At 39.9% G+C, this 18,157-nt stretch carries 18 protein-coding genes; 17 read left to right on the top strand and 1 reads right to left on the bottom strand.

Features of this window, described 5'->3' with window-relative positions; all coding sequences use genetic code 11:
- Positions 1 to 46: 46 nt before the first annotated feature.
- From tsaE to motX, 11 genes are all read left to right on the top strand, one after another.
- Positions 47 to 511, top strand: coding sequence for a tRNA (adenosine(37)-N6)-threonylcarbamoyltransferase complex ATPase subunit type 1 TsaE (tsaE, locus tag AVFI_RS12200; RefSeq protein ID WP_005421169.1), 465 nt, complete (start codon positions 47 to 49; stop codon positions 509 to 511).
- Positions 505 to 2,244, top strand: a complete 1,740-nt coding sequence (locus AVFI_RS12195) for a LysM peptidoglycan-binding domain-containing protein (protein ID WP_065621823.1) — start codon at positions 505 to 507, stop codon at positions 2,242 to 2,244. Before tsaE ends, AVFI_RS12195 begins: the two co-directional genes overlap by 7 nt.
- 11 nt (positions 2,245 to 2,255) lie before the next feature.
- Positions 2,256 to 4,241, top strand: coding sequence for a DNA mismatch repair endonuclease MutL (mutL, locus tag AVFI_RS12190; protein ID WP_065623469.1), 1,986 nt, complete (start codon positions 2,256 to 2,258; stop codon positions 4,239 to 4,241).
- Positions 4,234 to 5,166: a tRNA (adenosine(37)-N6)-dimethylallyltransferase MiaA gene (gene miaA, locus AVFI_RS12185; protein ID WP_065604441.1), complete on the top strand. Its 933-nt coding sequence runs from the start codon at positions 4,234 to 4,236 to the stop codon at positions 5,164 to 5,166. Before mutL ends, miaA begins: the two co-directional genes overlap by 8 nt.
- A 104-nt stretch (positions 5,167 to 5,270) precedes the next feature.
- On the top strand, positions 5,271 to 5,537 hold the full coding sequence (gene hfq, locus AVFI_RS12180; protein ID WP_011262725.1) for an RNA chaperone Hfq: 267 nt from the start codon (positions 5,271 to 5,273) through the stop codon (positions 5,535 to 5,537).
- Between the two features lie 40 nt (positions 5,538 to 5,577).
- On the top strand, positions 5,578 to 6,879 hold the full coding sequence (gene hflX / locus AVFI_RS12175) for a ribosome rescue GTPase HflX (RefSeq protein ID WP_011262724.1): 1,302 nt from the start codon (positions 5,578 to 5,580) through the stop codon (positions 6,877 to 6,879).
- Between the two features lie 36 nt (positions 6,880 to 6,915).
- Positions 6,916 to 8,124 (top strand): FtsH protease activity modulator HflK, encoded by a 1,209-nt coding sequence (gene hflK / locus AVFI_RS12170; protein WP_012533421.1) that lies wholly within the window; start codon positions 6,916 to 6,918, stop codon positions 8,122 to 8,124.
- 2 nt (positions 8,125 to 8,126) lie between these two features.
- Complete coding sequence (gene hflC / locus AVFI_RS12165; RefSeq protein WP_005421154.1) at positions 8,127 to 9,011, top strand: protease modulator HflC; 885 nt, start codon at positions 8,127 to 8,129, stop codon at positions 9,009 to 9,011.
- Between the two features lie 97 nt (positions 9,012 to 9,108).
- Entirely contained in the window at positions 9,109 to 9,294 is a 186-nt protein-coding gene (locus AVFI_RS12160; protein ID WP_005421152.1) for a DUF2065 domain-containing protein, read from the top strand.
- Positions 9,295 to 9,471: 177 nt separating this feature from the next.
- On the top strand, positions 9,472 to 10,788 hold the full coding sequence (locus AVFI_RS12155) for an adenylosuccinate synthase (protein WP_005421150.1): 1,317 nt from the start codon (positions 9,472 to 9,474) through the stop codon (positions 10,786 to 10,788).
- 299 nt (positions 10,789 to 11,087) lie between these two features.
- Positions 11,088 to 11,720 carry a flagellar protein MotX gene (gene motX / locus AVFI_RS12150; RefSeq protein WP_017019984.1) on the top strand — a complete coding sequence of 211 codons (633 nt, stop codon included), beginning with the start codon at positions 11,088 to 11,090 and terminating at the stop codon, positions 11,718 to 11,720.
- A 101-nt stretch (positions 11,721 to 11,821) separates the two neighbouring features.
- Here the strand turns inward: motX and hmpA are convergent, their stop codons facing one another.
- A complete protein-coding gene (gene hmpA / locus AVFI_RS12145) occupies positions 11,822 to 13,006 on the bottom strand; it encodes an NO-inducible flavohemoprotein (protein ID WP_199414887.1) in 1,185 nt (394 codons plus the stop codon).
- A gap of 106 nt (positions 13,007 to 13,112) precedes the next feature.
- Between hmpA and nsrR the strand changes: the two genes are divergently transcribed.
- The 6 genes from nsrR to rpsR all read left to right on the top strand — a co-directional run bounded on the left by nsrR (position 13,113) and on the right by rpsR (position 18,138).
- The gene (gene nsrR / locus AVFI_RS12140) at positions 13,113 to 13,538 is read left to right on the top strand and encodes a nitric oxide-sensing transcriptional repressor NsrR (RefSeq protein ID WP_017019986.1); all 426 of its coding nucleotides are present in this window, start codon (positions 13,113 to 13,115) and stop codon (positions 13,536 to 13,538) included.
- Between the two features lie 93 nt (positions 13,539 to 13,631).
- Positions 13,632 to 16,139, top strand: a complete 2,508-nt coding sequence (gene rnr, locus AVFI_RS12135; RefSeq protein ID WP_188863410.1) for a ribonuclease R — start codon at positions 13,632 to 13,634, stop codon at positions 16,137 to 16,139.
- A gap of 66 nt (positions 16,140 to 16,205) precedes the next feature.
- Positions 16,206 to 16,949 (top strand): 23S rRNA (guanosine(2251)-2'-O)-methyltransferase RlmB, encoded by a 744-nt coding sequence (gene rlmB / locus AVFI_RS12130; RefSeq protein WP_012533283.1) that lies wholly within the window; start codon positions 16,206 to 16,208, stop codon positions 16,947 to 16,949.
- 254 nt (positions 16,950 to 17,203) lie between these two features.
- Positions 17,204 to 17,584, top strand: a complete 381-nt coding sequence (gene rpsF / locus AVFI_RS12125; RefSeq protein WP_054775326.1) for a 30S ribosomal protein S6 — start codon at positions 17,204 to 17,206, stop codon at positions 17,582 to 17,584.
- Between the two features lie 8 nt (positions 17,585 to 17,592).
- Positions 17,593 to 17,895: a primosomal replication protein N gene (gene priB / locus AVFI_RS12120; protein WP_005421138.1), complete on the top strand. Its 303-nt coding sequence runs from the start codon at positions 17,593 to 17,595 to the stop codon at positions 17,893 to 17,895.
- Positions 17,896 to 17,910: 15 nt separating this feature from the next.
- Complete coding sequence (rpsR, locus tag AVFI_RS12115) at positions 17,911 to 18,138, top strand: 30S ribosomal protein S18 (RefSeq protein WP_005421136.1); 228 nt, start codon at positions 17,911 to 17,913, stop codon at positions 18,136 to 18,138.
- Positions 18,139 to 18,157: the final 19 nt, after the last annotated feature.

The raw sequence follows: 18,157 nt of genomic DNA, 5'->3' as shown, positions 1-18,157 counted from the left end.
CCAAGTCCATCAATTTAGACAATTAAAATAGTGAAATTAGTGAATAATGGAACGCTTTGAATTTAATTTAGCTACTGAAGACGATACGGTTGAATTCGGTAGACAGCTTTCTCAAGCTTGTACTCAACAAACAACAATTTTCTTACATGGTGATCTTGGCGCAGGTAAAACTACGTTTAGTCGCGGATTCATTCGTTCATTAGGTCATACTGGTAATGTAAAAAGCCCAACTTATACATTAGTTGAACCATATGAACTTGATAAGTGGCAGGTATATCATTTCGATCTATATCGTTTAGCTGATCCTGAAGAACTTGAGTTTATGGGGATCCGTGATTATTTTACTGATGATGCAATTTGTTTAGTTGAATGGCCTGAGAAAGGGGAAGGGTTATTACCAGCACCAGATCTTGATATTGATATTCGCTACGATGGTGAAGCTCGTCATGTTGTGATCACAGGTAATAATGAGTATGGATGTAGTTTAGTACAGCGGTTGGATTTGTGTTAATCGGTAAATATTTTCGAATTATTTGGTATACGCTATTTGTTGTTCTTTCAACAAGTAGCTTTTTTGTATCTGCAAACACGTTAGAGGGAATACGAGTTTGGCCTTCGCCTGATGAAACTCGTATTGTTATTGACTTAAATTCAGAAGCAAATTACAGCTACTTTACATTAAGTAGCCCATACCGTTTGGTTGTTGATCTTAAGAATACGAATGTAAAAGCTAAGTTGCCTTTAAATGTTAAAGACAGCAAGGTACTGACTAAGATAAGAAAGAGTTCACCACCATCAAAAAACACTACACGTTTGGTTTTTGAATTAAAGCACTCTGTTACGGCTGAGGTGTTTAAGTTAGCACCAACTCCAGGTGGGCAGTATGGCCATCGTTTGGTGATGGACTTACCTCATTCAGGAACAACTAATTCAACGCCAACACCGAGCAAACCAAGTACACCTTCTAAACCTGTAATTAATTCAAATAATAGTCATATTATTGGTAATGGTGAAATTGTTGTTGCTATTGATGCTGGCCATGGTGGTGAAGACCCTGGTTCTATTGGTCCAACACGAAAGTACGAAAAGCATGCGACATTAGCGATTTCGAAAAAAGTGGTTGCTCAAATTAATGCTCAGCCAGGCATGCGAGCAGTAATGACTCGTAGTGGCGATTATTTTGTGAATTTAAATAAACGTACAGAGATAGCTCGAAAAAATAAATCGCATTTATTAGTTTCTATTCACGCTGATAGCTTCCGCTCACCGCAGCCAAGAGGTGGTTCTGTGTTCGTTTTGAATACACGTAGAGCAAATACTGAAATTGGTCGTTGGGTGGAAAAACACGAGAAACAATCAGAGTTATTGGGTGGTGCAGGAGACGTACTAGCGAAAAACAGTAACGATAGAAACGTAAGTCAAACGCTATTGGATCTGCAATTTAGTCATTCTCAAAAAGAAGGGTATAAATTAGCAAAGAACGTGTTATCAGAAATGGGTAAAGTGATTCGACTGCATAAAAAAGAGCCTGTGAATGCGAGCTTGGCAGTATTAAAGTCACCAGATATTCCATCTATTTTGATTGAAACCGGGTTTATTTCGAACCCAACGGAAGAAAAGCAATTATTCCAACGAGCTCATCAAGATAAAATTGCACGTTCTATTTCAAAAGCAATCATTCGTTATCTTCATGATAACCCGCCGCAAGGTACACTACTTGCTGCACAAGATGGTCAAACAAAACATAAAGTACGTTCTGGTGAGTCTTTGTCTTTAATTGCAAAGAAATATGGAACGACGATGGCGAAAATTAAAAGTGAAAATAATCTTAAAAGCACGAGCTTAAAGATTGGACAAGTTTTAGTTATCCCAAGCAATAAACCTGTGTATGTTGCACCGAAGAATACGGTTTCTTCTGCGAATACATCATCAAGTCAGGCTCGTACTATTATTACTCATAAAGTACGTTCTGGTGAGTATTTAGGAAAGATTGCATCGAAATATAAAGTAACAACAAGCAGTATTCGTTCATTAAATAAATTGAAGTCAGATACTTTGTTTGTTGGACAAAAATTGAAAGTGAGTATTGTAGCTCCCGTTAAGAAACACACGGTGAAACGCGGTGAATTCTTAGGTAAAATTGCAAGTAAATATGGCGTATCTGTTTCCAGCTTAAGAAAAGCAAACAAGTTACGTTCAGATGAGCTTGCTATAGGGCAGGTGCTCATTATTCCAACCAGTTAAGGAACAAGGTCATGCCAATTCAAATCTTACCAGCACGATTAGCCAACCAAATTGCGGCGGGTGAGGTTGTGGAGCGTCCGGCTTCTGTTGTTAAAGAATTGGTAGAAAACAGTATCGATGCGGGAGCAACTCGCATCGATATTGATATCGAAAAAGGTGGCAGCAAGTTAATCCGAATTCGCGATAATGGATCGGGGATCCCAAAAGATGAACTTACCTTAGCCTTAAGTCGTCATGCCACATCAAAAATCACTTCATTAGATGATCTTGAAGCCATTGTTAGTTTGGGGTTTCGAGGTGAAGCTCTTGCTTCTATTAGTTCCGTTTCACGTTTAACACTAACTTCTCGTACTGTTGCCCAAGAAGAGGCATGGTCTGCTTATGCTGAAGGTCGAGAAATGAATGTGAAATTAAAGCCGGCTGCTCATCCCATTGGAACGACTATTGATGTGGTTGATCTGTTTTTTAATACTCCAGCACGTCGTAAGTTCCTGCGAGCAGATAAAACAGAATTTACTCATATTGATGAACTATTAAAGCGTATTGCATTAAGCCGATTGGATGTGACGATTAATTTACGTCATAACGGTAAGATGGTTCGTCAATATCGAGCAGCACAAACTAAACCTCAAATAGAAAAACGTTTAGCGGCCGTATGTGGTGCTAATTTCTTACAACATGCATTAGAAGTCGAGTTAGAGCATGGAGAGTTGAAGTTTCATGGTTGGATATCGTCTCCCGAAGGAGCAAGAGCACAGGGTGATATTCAATACTGCTATGTGAACGGACGTATGATGAAAGATAAGCTAATCAATCATGCTATCCGTCAAGGTTATGAATCATCTTTGCCTGCAAACCAATATGCAGCGTATATTTTATTTATTGAGATCAATCCACATGATGTTGATGTTAACGTGCATCCGGCAAAGCACGAGGTACGTTTTCATCAAGCACGATTAGTACATGACTTTATTTACCAAGCTATTTTTGGTGCATTACAGCAAGGTGCATCATTATCAAACGTAGTATGTAATGATCAACCATTGGTAGAAGAACAAGTAATTGAGAATAAAGAATCGTATTTTCCACCAATGAAGGAATATGTTCGACAGCCTCAACAATCGCATTATCCTAAATCTGAACAATTAAGGGTTGCGGTAGAATCTACGCCAAGTTATCCAAATAAGGCTCCATTAGATTCATGGATCCCGAAAAGCCCTACTGGAAATTCATCTTCGAAGCCTAGCGCGTTACCTCGTTCATTTTATAATAATGATAAACCAGCAGAAAAAGCACTTTCTAATTATAATGAGTTGCTTACCACCCAAAATAGAGTTCAGAGAGAAAGTAGCTCTCAGGTGAATGAGCAATCACTTACATTCAGTACTACTCAACAAATTGAACGAGTTGCACCTCAAGTTACTCATGTGTCTAAAAATGACATCACATTAGGTAAAGTTTTAAGTGTTGTTGAATCGACCTTTGCCTTGTTGCAGCAAGGTAAGCAACTTCAGTTATTGAACTTACGCTATGCCGAGTTTGTCAAAATCTACGGTCAGTTAAGTTCGGTTAATGTTGAGCCGTTAAAGCCTCAACCTTTATTGATACCGCTTTCTGTTGGTATTGATGAGTCAATTTGTAACAATTTATCTAATTACGCCTCTTTGTTGAAATCTTTAGGTATTGATCTTAAAGTTAAAAATAGAACAAATATTATCGTAATGGCTGTTTGTCAACCAATCAGACAGCAGAACTTACAACAATTGATCCCGAATCTGTTAAGGTATCTAGAACAAATTAATCCATCGTTAGAGCAAGTAATAAAATGGCTTTCTCATCAAATTCAACATGATGAAGTAAGTTATACTACAGCTCAGGCAATTCAATTAGTGATGGAATTAGAGCAATTATGGGGAGGTAAATTGAATGATTTCTACCCTAAATTGTTAAAAGACATCGATATTACACAAGTGATACAAGCATTTAGTCATGAATAAAGCATTACCAAAAGCCATCTTTTTGATGGGACCGACGGCATCAGGGAAAACAAACTTAGCGATTGAATTGCGAAAACGTTTTCCTGTGGAGTTGATTAGCGTAGACTCCGCCCTTATCTATAAGGGTATGGATATTGGTACGGCAAAACCAAATGCAGAGGAACTTTTACAGGCTCCTCATCGTCTTATTGATATTCTTGATCCAACAGAGAGTTATTCGGCAGCGGATTTTCGTCGTGATGCTCTTAAAGAGATGGATGATATCGTTGCTCAAGGAAAGATCCCATTGTTAGTGGGTGGTACTATGTTGTATTACAAAGCACTTCTTGAAGGTCTTTCGCCATTACCGGCAGCGGATGCTGATATTAGAGCTCAAATTGAGCAAGAAGCGGAACAATTTGGATGGGAAGCCATGCATGATCAATTAAAATCGATTGATCCTGTCTCAGCTGAAAGAATTCATCCAAATGATCCACAACGACTTTCCCGAGCGTTGGAAGTATTTCGAATTTCGGGTAAAACATTAACAGAATTAACCCAGATTAAAGGTGATGCTTTGCCTTATGAGGTGCATCAATTTGCGATAGCACCAAAAGAGAGAGCAGAAATTCATCGTCGTATTGAACTTCGCTTTGCGAATATGATGGAAGAAGGGTTTGAAGCTGAAGCACGAGCATTATATGAACGTGATGATCTTCATGCTGATTTACCATCAATTCGATGTGTCGGTTATCGACAAATGTGGGACTATTTTGACGGGGAGGGGACATTGGATGAGGCGGTTTTCCGTGGTATCTGTGCTACTCGTCAATTAGCCAAGCGACAAATTACCTGGCTACGTAGCTGGAAAGAGTTAACTTGGCTTGATAGTGATGACATTGACGGCGCTTTAGAGTTGATTTCGACTCAATTAGAGAAAAAATAAGCACAAAAATGCTTCAATGTTGTTTAACTTAAGTGCGTTTAGTCATAAGCTAAAGGCTCATAGCTAAATAAAATTACAATTACAAACCAAAAAGGAAAATAAAAATGGCTAAAGGGCAATCTTTGCAAGACCCATTTTTGAATGCGCTGCGTCGTGAAAGGATTCCAGTATCTATCTATTTAGTTAACGGGATCAAACTACAGGGACAAATCGAGTCATTTGACCAATTTGTTATCCTACTTAAGAACACAGTAAACCAAATGGTATACAAGCATGCGATTTCTACTGTTGTTCCGGCTCGTGCTGTAAGCCATCACTCAGCGAGTGATCGCCCACAAGGCGAGCGTCCACAAGAAAAAACTGAAGAGTAATACTATTCTAGAGATAGTTAATCAGTTAAGGAGTTAACGCTTGTTTGACCGTTATGAATCCGGTGAACAGGCTATTCTTGTGCACATTGACTTTACCTATCAAGGGGAGATTGAAGATCTTAACGAATGTAAAATGTTAATTTCTTCTGCGGGGGTAAACACAGTAGGTGTTGTGACGGGAACCCGTCAATCTCCACTCCCTAAATATTATGTTGGTGAAGGCAAAGCACAAGAAATTGCCGATGCTGTTCGAGCTAATAACGCAGATATTGTGATTTTTAATCACGCATTATCGCCAGCTCAAGAACGAAATTTAGAACAATTATGTCAGTGTCGAGTAATAGATCGTACGGGTCTAATACTGGATATATTTGCTCAACGAGCACGAACTTACGAAGGTAAGTTGCAAGTTGAGTTAGCACAATTACGTCATATCTCTACGCGATTAATCCGTGGTTGGACTCACCTTGAACGTCAAAAAGGCGGTATAGGTTTACGTGGTCCAGGTGAGACTCAGTTAGAGACAGATAGACGATTGTTGCGTGAACGTATTAAAGCGATTCTTCGTAGGTTAGGCAAAGTAGCCAAACAACGTGAGCAAGGGCGTCGAGCTCGACACCGTGCTGAAATTCCAACCATTTCTTTAGTCGGCTACACCAACGCAGGTAAATCTACGTTGTTTAACCGGATTACAGAGGCTGGGGTTTATGCCGCTGACCAATTGTTTGCGACTTTGGACCCAACATTACGAAAAATAGAAGTTGCCGATGTAGGAACCTCAATTCTTGCTGATACGGTAGGTTTTATTCGTCATTTGCCACATGATTTGGTTGCCGCTTTTAAAGCGACATTACAAGAAACACAAGAAGCTAATATCTTGTTACATGTTGTAGATGCGAGTGATGAACGTTTTCGTGAGAATATTGAAGCAGTAGATATTGTTCTTGAAGAGATAGATGCCAATGAGGTACCGACTCTTCTTGTAATGAATAAGATTGATAACTTAGAAGATCAGCAACCACGAATTGAGCGTGATGAGGAAGGTATACCTCGATGTGTTTGGGTTTCCGCGATGGAAGGCAAAGGCATAGAGTTATTATTCCAAGCATTAACAGAGCGCTTATCTGGACAGATGGTTGAGCATTCTTTGCTTTTACCACCTGATTGGGTTGGACGTCTTCGAAGTAAATTCTTTCAAATGCAATGTATTCTTAACGAAGAATATCAAGATGATGGCAGTTTGCTGGTTGATGTACGTATGCAGCAAGTTGATTGGTCTAAGTTGGAAAAACGTGAAGATGCTCCCTTAAGTGATTTTATTATCACTAAAGAGAGTGCATAGAATTCTTTATCTTCATAATTATCATGGAGTTTTCTAATGGCGTGGAATGAGCCTGGAAATAACAACAACAATAACGGCGGCGATAAAGACCCTTGGGGTAATAAAAATCGCGGTGGTCGTGATCAAGGTCCACCAGATCTTGATGAGGTGTTTAACAAGTTAAGCCAGAAGCTAAGCGGTAAGTTTGGTGGTGGTAATAACGGTGGAAGCAATAAAGGTGGCAGTGGTTTACCTTCATTTGGTAATGGTGGTGCAGTTGGTTTAGGACTGATTGCAGTTGTCGCTATTGCTATTTGGGTATTCTCTGGTTTCTATACTATTGGTGAAAGTGACCGAGGCGTTGTATTACGTTTTGGCCAATACGATCGTATGGTTGATCCAGGTCTAAACTGGAAACCAACCTTTATTGATCAAGTTACACCAGTAAACATTCAGTCTATTCGTTCTTTAAACTCAAAAGGTTTAATGCTAACGAAAGATGAAAACGTAGTTACTGTTGAGATGGGTGTTCAATACCGTGTTGCTGATGCTCATAAATATCTTTATACCGTAACGAATGCTGATGACAGCTTACGTCAAGCGACAGATTCTGCATTACGTGCTGTTATTGGTGATGCAAAAATGGATGACATCTTGACCAGTGGTCGTCAAGAGATTCGTCAACGTACTCAAGAAACACTGAATCGTATTATTGATAAATACGACATGGGTTTAATTGTCGTTGATGTGAACTTCCAATCAGCTCGTCCACCTGAGCAAGTAAAAGCGTCATTTGATGATGCAATTGCAGCTCGAGAAGATGAAGAGCGTTTCATTCGTGAAGCTGAAGCGTACAGTAATGACATTCTTCCAAAAGCGACAGGTCGTGCTGAACGTTTGAAGAAAGAAGCTCAAGGTTATACTGAACGTAAAGTTAACGAAGCAATTGGTCAAATTGCACAGTTTGAAAAACTATTGCCTGAATACAATAAAGCGCCAGAAGTAACTCGTACTCGTTTGTACCTTGATACTATGGAACGTGTATACAGCAATACAAGTAAGGTTTTGATCGATTCAGAATCAAATGGAAATCTTTTATATCTTCCATTAGATAAAATTACGGGTAATCAACAAGGAGCGACAAACGTATCTCCTAAGACGTCAACATCGTCTTCAAAAGATTACACGATTGAATTAGAGAAAAAGAACCAACCAACTACTACGAACTCTACTGGCCGTAACTCAACACGTGAAGGGAGATATTAATCATGCGTAAGTTAATGATCCCAACACTTATCGTTGTTGTTGCTATTTTCCTGATGTCACTATTTGTGATCCCAGAAGGTGAGCGCGGTATTGTTACTCGTTTTGGTCGTTTGATTAAAGAAGATAACAACATTACACGTATCTACGAACCTGGTCTGCACTTTAAAATGCCACTGTTCGATCGTGTAAATACGTTAGATGCTCGTATCCAAACAATGGATGATCAATCAGACCGTTTCGTAACGTCAGAGAAAAAAGACGTTATCATCGACTCATATGTTAAGTGGAAGATTAAAGATTTTGGTCAATTCTACCTAGCTACGGGCGGTGGTAATATCCTAACGGCGGAAGCGTTATTACAACGCCGTGTATCTGATGGTCTACGTGCAGAGATTGGTAGCACGACAGTAAAAGAGCTTGTTTCTGAAAAGCGTGAAGAGGTAATGGCAACAGTACTTCTAGATTCGCAAGATGGAACGGGTGATTTAGGGATTGAGGTAATTGATTTACGAATTAAGAAAATCAACTTACCAGAAGAGATCTCTGAATCTATTTATCGTCGTATGCGTGCAGAGCGTGAAGCTGTTGCTCGTAAACTACGTTCTCAAGGTCGTGAGAAAGCCGAAGTTATTCGTGCTCAATCAGAGCTTGAAGTAGCGACAATTATTGCTGAAGCAGATAAAACAGCACGTATTACTCGTGGTAATGCAGACGCAAAAGTCGCTAAATTGTATGCAGATGCATTTAATAAAGAGCCTGAGTTCTTTAGCTTCATTCGTTCATTAAGAGCGTATGAAAAATCATTTAATAGTAAGAGTGATATCTTAGTACTTGATCCTAAGACTGACTTCTTCAAGTACATGAATGATCCAAAAGGCGGAAAGTAAACATTCATTTGTTTAATTAACGTATAAAATAACAAGGTCCTTCGGGGCCTTGTTTTGTATTTAGCGTATAGAAATTGAATCGAATTAAGGACTGGCAATGAGTAACGCAATTTGGTTAGCGATTGGTATGGTATTAATTGTTGAGGGTTTGGGACCATTAATTGCCCCTAATGGTTGGCGTAATATGGTCGCTCAATTGAGTGAGCAGCCGGATAATACGCTGCGTCGAATTGGTGGATGTTTAGTGGTCGCAGGGCTTGTTATTTGTAGTGTGATGCTTTGATTTTTTGTTTAAATATAAAATCGCAGACTAATTTCTGATTTTATTAGAAAAAGAAATAATAAATAATGGAATATTAATAGCGCTTTATAGTGAAAGTGAGATTTCGGTTAAAAATAACTGAAAGATTTTTCTATCAATGCTAGAATCCATTTTTAACTAACAAGCAGACTTGGAAAGATGGGAAATAACGTTGTCGTTCTGGGCACCCAATGGGGTGACGAAGGTAAAGGTAAAATCGTAGACCTTTTAACTGAAGATGCAAAGTATGTAGTTCGCTATCAAGGCGGGCACAATGCAGGCCACACTCTAGTTATCGACGGTGAAAAAACCGTTCTACACTTAATTCCATCAGGTATTTTACGTGATAATGTTGAATGCATTATCGGTAATGGCGTAGTGCTTTCACCTGATGCTTTACTAAAAGAAATGGCGCCACTTGAAGCGCGTGGTATTCCAGTTCGTGAACGCCTATTCATTTCTGAAGCTTGTCCTCTAATTCTTCCTTATCACGTTGCGCTAGACCAAGCGCGTGAAATCGCACGTGGTAACAAAGCAATTGGTACAACAGGTCGTGGTATCGGTCCAGCGTACGAAGATAAAGTATCTCGTCGTGGTCTACGTGTTGGCGATCTATTTGATAAAGTTGCTTTCGCAGAAAAACTAAAAGAAGTAATGGAATTCCATAACTTTGCATTAGTTAACTACTACAAAGTTGAACCAGTAAGCTACGAAGAAGTACTTGAGCAAGCAATGAGCTATGCTGATCTACTAACTTCAATGGTTATCGATGTTACTGATACTCTTGATGCAGCACGTAAGCGCGGCGACAAGATCATGTTTGAAGGTGCTCAAGGTACTCTTCTAGATATCGACCACGGTACTTACCCTTACGTAACATCTTCTAATACTACCGCTGGTGGCGTTGCTGCAGGTTCTGGTTTTGGTCCTCGTCACTTAGGTTACATCCTAGGTATTACTAAAGCATACTGTACTCGTGTAGGTTCAGGTCCATTCCCTACAGAGTTATACGATGGTTTAGAGAAGCAAGATCCAATTGGTAAACACCTTGGTACTGTTGGCCACGAGTTTGGCGCAACAACTGGTCGTCTACGTCGTACTGGTTGGTTTGATGCTGTTGCGATGCGTCGTGCAATCCAAATCAACTCACTATCTGGTATGTGTCTAACTAAACTAGACGTATTAGATGGTCTAGAAGAACTAAAAATCTGTACTGGTTACCAGATGAAAGATGGTTCTTTACTAGAAGTTTCTCCAATGGCTGCTGAAGCATTTGAAGAAGCAACTCCAGTATACGAAACAATGCCAGGCTGGTCTGAAAACACATTTGGTGCGAAAACATTAGAAGAGCTTCCACAAGCTGCACTAAACTACATCAAGCGTATTGAAGATCTAACAGGCGTGCCAATTGATATTATCTCTACAGGTCCTGACCGTAACGAGACAATCATCAAAGTACACCCATTCCAAGCTTAATGGCTTAGTGAATGAAAGAAAAACCAGCTCATGTAGCTGGTTTTTTTATGTCTGGTATTCTAGTTTCTAGTTTCTAGTCCCTAGTCCCTAGTCCTTAGTCCTTAGTCCCTAGTCCCTAGTCCTTAGTCCTTAGTCCCTAGTCCCTAGTCCCTATCTCTTCCCCCATCAAATACTCAAATATCGTTGAATCAATAACTTATATCTAGTGGGCAAAAAATTGCCACTTAGGGCAAATTTTGTCTAAAGATGTTGCCGCCAACGTCGATATAATAAATACAGTTATAAAGAGTTGATGAATTATGAAACTACGACACCTCGTAGCGGCATGTTTGGTGGCATTTGCGCCAACTTATGCAGCTAGCGAAGAGATCGGAGAGCCGATCCCAATTTATACCGAAAACCAATTATTTCGACTGTTTGATACCAATTCACACTTAAATCAGGTGAAGAACGTTGATAATTGTCAGTTAGTTCAAGATATCGTTGCGCGAGCAACTAAAATCGATTCACCTGCTTATGAGTTCCTTTACGGAGATATGCTTGCATGGGGTGTATGTGTTGATCGTGATGTCGAACTTGGCCTGTATTATATGGAAAATGCTGCGAGACAAGGCTTACCTGCTGCGTTAGAGCAAATTGGCCGTTATTATGCCAAAGGCACATTAGTTCAGCAGGATAGAGAGCGAGCAATTCCATACTTGCGTGAAGCAGCAGGCATGGGAAACATTAATGCGCGTATTCATTTAGCTGAATTGCTACTTAGTGATTATGGTAGTCCATTAGATTACGAAGATGCGTACCGTTGGCTGTATAATTCTGTTACTGCTGATGGACGTAAACATAAGCGAATTGCTAATTTAAGAAGTGGATTAGAAATGCGTATGCCAGGTAATGTGATCGCTAGGGCTAAGCGCCGAGACACTTTCTGGTAAACCTGAAAGAAGATTCATTTTAGTCGATTGAGTTTCATCAACTCGAAAAAACGCCCAATGATTATGTCATTGGGCGTTTTTGCATTTCTACTTTATAAAAATTAAAGCACTTTATGTGGTCCAAAGCATTCGTAATGGATACGGTCTTCGGAAACACCTAGCTCAACTAATTGTTTTGCGACGTGTTGCATAAAGCCAACTGGTCCACAGAAATAGTAATGGCCATTATCTGTAATAATTTCATTTTTAACTTCAGATAAATTCATAAGGCCTGAGAAGTTAAAATGCTGAGCTAATTTATCTATTTCTTGTGGTTGGTTATACCAAGTGTAAGTTGAGATATGTGAATGTGCTTCTGCTAACGTATTTACATGTTCTCTGAAGGCATGCTGAGTACCATTTTCTGTCGCATGTAACCAGTTCACGCTTGCGTTATGCTCTGTTAATGTCTCAAGCATAGAAAGAGTCGGTGTTAACCCTACACCAGCAGAAATAAGAGTTACTGGTGTTGATGCTTCAACATCTAAGAAAAAGTCACCAGCAGGGGCGGCAAGATTTACTTTATCTCCAATATTCAATTGATTATGCAGATAGTTTGATGCTTTACCGCCATCTTCTCGTTTTACTGATATACGGTATGTTTTTTCTTGTGGAGCTGAAGATAAACTGTATTGACGAATTTCTTGATTTTCAAATTCTTCAGAAGTTAAGTAGATACCTAAGTATTGACCTGGCTTAAAGTGAGAAACAGGTCGATCATCTGTTGGGGTAAAGGTAAAACTTGTGATTAGTTCACTTTCTTTTTCTTTTGCAATAAGCTCAAATTCACGTAGACCACGCCAGCCGCCTTCTTGGTTATCATTCTCTTGGTAAATTTGTTCTTCACGTTGAATAAAGACATTTGCAAGAACGCCATAGGCCTCACCCCAAGCATCTAATACTTCTTGTCCAGGAGAAAGCATTTCATCAATAGTGGCAAGTAAATGACCACCAACAATACTGTATTGTTCTGCTGTGATCATAAAACTTGTATGTTTATGGGCAATTTTTTCAACCGCTGGTAATAGCACTTCAAGATTTTCAATATTCACCGCGTAAGCGCAAATAGCATTAAATAATGCTTCTCGTTGGTCGCCATTGCGTTGATTACTCATGTTAAAAATATCTTTTAACTCAGGATTATGTGTAAACATGCGATCGTAAAAATGCGCAGTTAAAGCAGGGCCAGTTTCTGCAAGTAATGGAATTGTTGATTTAACGATATCAATGGTATTTTTGTTGAGCATATTGTTTACCTTTAAAGGTGTATTTATAATGTATGTTATAAGTTGTATCTAAAATATATCTTTTAGTCAAGAGAAGAATTACAATGAAAAAAGAGAAGGAGAGGATATGCAATTAACAAATTTCACTGATTTTGGCTTGAGAGCCTTGATTTATTTAGCGTCATTACCAGAAGGTGAGTTGACCAGCATTACAGTGGTTACTGAAACTTTTGATGTATCGCGTAATCATATGGTGAAAATAATTAACAAGTTGGGCCAAGAAGGGTATGTCAAAACCGTTCGAGGTAAAAATGGTGGGATCTGTTTAGGAAAACCTGCGGATCAAATTATTATTGGTGACGTCATTCGAGCAATTGAACCATTACAAGTGGTTAACTGTGCTCCTGAGTTTTGCCATATTACACCGGCATGTCGTTTAAAAGGTGTATTAGCGAAAGCAAAGCAAGCGTTTTTAGATGAGCTTGATAAACATACGATTCAAGACATGCTTACTGATAACAGTGAATTACTCATTCTTTTGAAGCGAATTTAAGACTTGAATTCCAGATCCTTTCCTATCTGTTATAGGCATACTCAGGTACAATATAACTATATTTCTTGTCTCTCCGACTAAGCAGGTCAGCCTATGTCTAAGATTATTCAAAACGATCCTTTTCAAGATCGAGAAGCTGAAAAATACGAGAATCCAATTCCAAGTCGTGAATTTATTCTAGAATTTTTTGAAAAAGCCGATGCACCGTTAAATCGTAATGACTTATTCGAAGCCCTAGGTTTATCTGGTGAAGATAGCTATGAAGGTTTACGTCGTCGTTTACGTGCAATGGAGCGTGATGGCCAGTTAGTATTCACTCGTCGTCAATGTTATGCATTGCCAGAACGCATCGAAATGTTAAAAGGTGTGGTATTAGGGCACCGTGATGGTTTCGGTTGGATCCGTCCAGAAGGTAGCCTAGGTAAAGATAACGATGTACTGCTTCCTTTCCACCAAATGAAGAAAGTGATTCATGGTGATGTGGTATTAGTACAACCAACAGGAACGGATAAACGAGGCCGAAAAGAAGGCCGAGTGGTTCGTGTATTAGAGCCTCGTAACGAAGGCATTGTTGGTCGGTTCTTTATTGAAGATGGCATGGGATTCGTTGTTCCTGATGATTCTCGTATTAGCCAAGATATCTTCATTCCTAAAGAGCACAAAATGGGTGCCCGAATGGGTAACGTTGTTGTTATGGATATCACTGATCGTGGTAGCCGTGCTCGAGGTATGACAGGTAAAATTACAGAAGTTCTTGGTGAAAATATGGCACCAGGAATGGAAATTGATATTGCACTTCGTACTCATAATATTCCACACGTATGGCCAACAGCGGTTGAGAAACAAGTTGAAGGGCTAGGTGAAGAAGTACCAGAAGAAGCAAAAGAAGGTCGTGTTGATTTACGTGAATTACCATTGGTTACGATTGATGGTGAAGATGCACGAGATTTTGATGATGCTGTATTCTGTCAAGCTAAAGCTTCTGGTGGCTGGCGCTTATGGGTGGCGATTGCTGATGTAAGTTATTATGTTCGCCCTGATAACGCATTAGATAAAGAAGCGATTCAACGTGGTAACTCGGTTTACTTCCCTGCGCAAGTGGTTCCAATGTTGCCAGAGGTTCTCTCTAATGGACTATGTTCATTGAACCCACAAGTCGACCGTTTATGTATGGTGTGTGAGATGACTATCTCTGCATCAGGTAAGCTTTCTGGTTACAAGCATTATGAAGCGGTGATGAATTCACACGCTCGCCTTACTTACAATAAAGTAAGTGACATTCTTGATGGTGATGAAGAGCTAACACAGCGTTATGAGCCTTTAGTTCCACACTTAAAAGAGCTTCACAACATGTATCAAGTGCTAAAAACAGCACGTGAAGCACGTGGTGCGATTGAGTTTGAAACCATTGAAACTAAATTTATCTTCAATGCGGATCGTAAGATTGACAGTATTGAGCCAGTGATACGTAATGATGCACACAAGATCATCGAAGAGTGTATGATTCTAGCTAACATTGCATCGGCTACTTTTGTTGAAAAAGCCAAAGAGCCAGCTTTGTATCGTGTGCATGAATCTCCAGGAGAAGAACGCCTTCAAGGGTTCCGTGACTTCTTAGGGGAGCTAGGTTTAAGCCTATCTGGTGGATTAACACCATCACCAACGGATTACGGTCAATTGGTGCATGTGATTGCTGATCGCCCAGACAAAGAATTGATTCAAACTATGCTGCTACGCTCAATGAAGCAGGCGGTATATAACGCAGATAATGCTGGGCACTTTGGTTTGGCATTGAAACGTTACGCACACTTTACGTCACCAATTCGTCGTTACCCAGACTTATTGCTGCACCGTGCAATTAAGTATCTTATTGCAAAAGAAAAAGGTCAGAATAACGATCGTTGGACACCAACAGGTGGTTACCATTATTCATTCGATGATATGGATGTATTTGGTGAGCAATGTTCAATGACAGAGCGTCGTGCTGATGATGCAACACGTGATGTATCTGATTGGCTGAAATGTGAATACATGCAAGATCATATCGGTGAAGAGCTTGAAGGTGTGATTGCTAATGTCACAGGCTTTGGTTTCTTTGTTCGATTAAACGATCTTCATATTGATGGTTTAGTTCATATTTCATCACTAGCTAATGACTACTACCAGTTTGATCCTGCAGGGCAGCGTTTAACTGGTGAAAGTTCTGGTCAAGTTTTCCGTCTTGGCGATCAAGTTACGGTTAAAGTTGTTGCGGTAAACCTTGATGATCGTAATATCGATTTCGAGTGCACTAGCTCAATGCGTAAAGCTCGTGGACATGGTAAAACAGCAAAAGAAAATGCGAAAAAACGTGGTGCAAAAGAGCCACGTCGTGATCCTAATTTCAAGCCAAAGAAAAAAGGTGATAAGTCTGAACCTAAAGGTTTAGGTCAACTTGGCGAACGAAAATCTAAGGGTAAAAAAGGTAAGGTAAAATCAAAAGCGCAAGCGATGGTTGAACCAACAAAACGCCCTGACGGCTCAACAGAAGGTGTGAAAGCTAAGAAAAAGCCGAAGCACAAGAAAAAAGTTAAAGCAAGAAAGCCAAAGGCAAATAAGTAATTTCGATAATGGGGCGGTTATAGCCCCATTTAGATAAACAAATAAGTAAAGAAAAGAAGCGACAGCATGAGTAATGATTATATTTTTGGTATCCACGCAGCCAAAGCAGTACTAGAGCGTGATCCTGCCCGTTTTATTGAAGTATTTGTATTAAAAGGTCGTCAAGACGATCGCTTATTACCAATCTTGAATGAATTAACGCAGTTGGGTTTTAAGATTCAAGAACTGCCACGTAAAACGTTGGATGACAAAGCGAAAGGTGCAAATCACCAAGGAATTATTGCTCGTGTAACGCCAGCTAAGCAACTGAATGAACATGATTTAGACGATATCGTGTCTCAAACAGATAATCCATTATTGCTTGTTCTTGATGGTGTGACTGATCCGCACAATCTAGGTGCATGTTTACGTAATGCTGATGCGGCAGGTGTTGCTGCGGTTATCGTACCAAAAGACAAATCTGCATCAATGACAGCAACCGTAAGTAAAGTTGCATGTGGTGCGGCTGAAACGGTTCCTTTAGTACGTGTAACTAACCTAGCTCGTACAATGCGTGCATTACAAGAAAAGGGCGTATGGTTTGTTGGGACTGCTGGTGAGGCAACTCATGATGTATTCCAGTCTAAATTAACTGGTCCTTTAGCAATAGTTATGGGTGCTGAAGGGGATGGCATGCGTCGCTTAACACGTGAAACGTGTGATGACTTAATTAAAATCCCAATGGCTGGCTCTGTATCAAGTTTAAATGTTTCTGTAGCGTCTGGTATCTGTTTATTTGAAGCAGTACGTCAACGAGCGTTACAAGGCTAAATAAGTAGGCATTTAGATGCTAATTACCTGATTAGCATTATGAAATAAGCTCAAAAAAGAGGATGTTTTTTCATTCTCTTTTTTTCTTGGTAAAGACGAAAATATTTTTGTGATTTAAGTATCTTTTTCTTGCTACTAGCGCTGTTTTTATATACTATCTGCCGTCCTTAATTCTCGGTCTTTTTTTTAGTTCCTTGCTTCCCTTGGATGACCGAGCCGTTCGTGGAAGCTGAATAATCCGTAAGGAGCAACCAATGCGTCATTATGAAATCGTATTCATGGTGCATCCTGATCAAAGCGAGCAAGTTGCTGGCATGATCGAGCGTTACACTGGTTCAATCACTGAAGCTGGCGGTACTATCCACCGTCTAGAAGATTGGGGTCGTCGTAAAATGGCTTACCCAATCAACAAGCTGCACAAAGCACACTACGTTCTTATGAACGTTGAGTCTGAGCAAGCTGTTATTGATGAACTAGAAACTGCATTCCGTTACAACGATGCTGTTCTACGTAACATGATCATGCGTACAAAAGCTGCGATCACTGAGCCATCAGTAATGATGAAAGCTAAAGAAGAGCGTTCTGCTAAGCGTGAAGACGCTGCACCACGCGCTGAAGAAGCTGCTGCTGAGTAATTGATTTGATGACCAATCGATTGGAGTTAAGCGGTGTTATCGCAAAGGCTCCGGTTCGAAGTCTAAGTCCTGCGGGCATACCTCATTGTCATTTTGTCATTGAGCATCGTTCGATTAAACAGGAAGCTGACTTATCACGACAAGTCTATTGCAGAATGAACGTGGTAGTGAGTGGACAAGGGTCACAAGCTTTAACTGCAAATTTAGCTCAAGGCAGTAACGTTACGGTAGGTGGTTTTATCACATACCAGACAGGCCGAAATGGTGTGTCGAGAGTAGTGTTACATGCTGAGCATATTAAACTAATTTAGATCTGGAGATAGCCCATGGCTCGTTTCTTCCGTCGTCGTAAATTCTGCCGTTTTACTGCAGAAGGCGTACAAGAGATTGACTACAAAGACGTAGCAACTCTAAAAAACTACATCACTGAAGCTGGTAAAATCGTACCTAGCCGTATCACTGGTACTCGTGCTAAATACCAACGTCAGCTAGCTCGCGCTATCAAGCGTTCTCGTTACCTTGCACTTCTACCGTACACAGATAAGCATCTGTAAGTCGTTAGTTGTTTAATTA

Source organism: Aliivibrio fischeri ATCC 7744 = JCM 18803 = DSM 507 (genome assembly GCF_023983475.1).
In the GTDB taxonomy this organism is placed as follows: Bacteria; Pseudomonadota; Gammaproteobacteria; order Enterobacterales; family Vibrionaceae; genus Aliivibrio; species Aliivibrio fischeri.
The sequence above is the reverse complement of the archived record's forward strand: the minus strand, read 5'-3'. Positions and strand labels throughout refer to the sequence as shown.